General features: G+C 26.9%; 1 protein-coding gene. It reads right to left on the bottom strand.

Translation table 11 applies throughout. The features are described from left to right. Positions 1 to 734: 734 nt before the first annotated feature. Positions 735 to 1,424, bottom strand: a complete 690-nt coding sequence (locus tag ACXAHM_RS26205; protein ID WP_474967046.1) for a hypothetical protein — start codon at positions 1,422 to 1,424, stop codon at positions 735 to 737. Between the last annotated feature and the right edge of the window lie 486 nt (positions 1,425 to 1,910).

Raw genomic sequence — 1,910 nt, 5'->3', positions numbered from 1 at the left:
AAGTAGCGAGCAAAATAGAGTTACTGTATACTAATCCAAGTATTTATACCAACTTCTCAAAGGCATCGTGGACTAAACATCTACTTTTCTCAGAAAGCCACTTTCAAGAAAGATTAAATAGTATTATAGATAATGTATAACAAAATGATTTCTTTGTTATAGTCTAATGAGCAAAAAAAAAAGTAGTCGGTACCTTTGATATAGTACAATCAGTAGAAAATATAACAAACTTACAAATAAAGTATAACTCCTAACACTTTACGTTAAAATTCTTTACTTTTATTAAGAAATCTGTAAAATATTAGGAAAACCAATGGAATAATCATTAAATTTGGACATTATTTCTTTATTACTCAATAAAAGTTAGTTTATACCAAATTTAATAAACACTTCTACTGACAAAACGATTTAAATCTATTTACAATGAAAAAGAGAATTTACTACCATCTGAAAGAAAACTTACAACTAATTTCATTTTGTTTATTAGTAACAATATGTGTTGTAGCAAATTAATCCACAATCTTTGAAAAAATAATAAAAAGTCGCTTGATGAATTTAAGATTCATGAAGCGACTTTTTTACATCTTGATAATGAATACTATTTCCCTTATTAATAAAAACATGTAATCAATTAACGAGAACTATGTGTTCTTGAATTGCTTTTCTTTTATCAACCATAAAAAAGCCTATCTTCTATTAAATTAAAAAGATAGGCTTTTCTCTATTAGTAAGTTTTAGAACTTAAATCCAAAATTGATTTTTGTAAGATTTGTATTAAATTTTAGATCTTCTTCGAAATCATCAACAGGATCTAATAAACCTAAATTACCCAATTGATATTCGATCCCAAAAGAAAATACACCATAGCGTATTCCTCCACCAATTGCATGTGTAAAACCACTTACAACATCACCTTCTTCCTCAACAGTACCTGCAACAATCATAGTAGGTCGTAGATTATAATGCATATCAAGACCAAATTTATCAGTTAAAGCATAAGATACTAAAGGACCAAATTCTAAAGCAGACATTTCTAGGGCAAAATATTCAAATTCAGATTCTAGCCCAGAACCACTATCAATGTAACCACTTCCCGCACTGATATCAAACCAGTTTACGTTTAGAGCAAGACCAAATTGACCTGTTTTGTATAAATACCATTGGTTACCAATTTGAAGTCCAACCATTAAATCCAGTGGTTTTTCATCAAATTCATAACCATCTAAAGCTAAATAGCTGGTAGTAGGTAATCCAAGACTGACTTTAATACTGAAGCCATTTTTTAGGATCTTACTTTTAGAAGTGCTTTTTTTACTAGCAGCTTGTTGATATTCTTGATCTTGTCCTTGATATTCTTGTGCAAAAGCAGTTGATAAAGAAGAGAGTACAACAAATAGAATAAAGAGTAATTTGCTTTTTTTCATAGTTAAAAAAGTGATTAGATTGTTTAATTTAAGTTTGAGAGTAATTTTATGTTGTAAATATAATTGTAATATATATTATATCATATTGAAAATTAATCTTTTTTAACTTCTATTTCTGTGTTTAGTATAACTGTAAGTATCGATTGATTTCAAATTTAAATAATACTCATTTCTAATCCTGAATTTAATTTTCAATCAAATTTTGCAATCGAAAAATCAATTTTAGAGAAGCTTTTATTCATTTTCATCGTTATATAAAAACAATAATTAAAAACAGTACATAAAAGAGAATAAGACTGCTAACACTTTGCGAGAATTTATTTTCTTAATCATAAGCAATTTGAATATTTATATTTAAACCAACGAAAATGCAATTAAAAGAGAATCTTATTCTTTATAGTTACCCCATCAAAATGGACTGCAATCAAAATTAATAATTAAGTAAATTGCAGTATTATGAAAAGTAAAAGAAAATTCACCTCAGAA

Source organism: Flammeovirga sp. AWQ4_249 (genome assembly GCF_056161045.1).
Note: the sequence above shows the minus strand (reverse complement) of the source record. Positions and strands in the feature narration are given on the sequence as shown.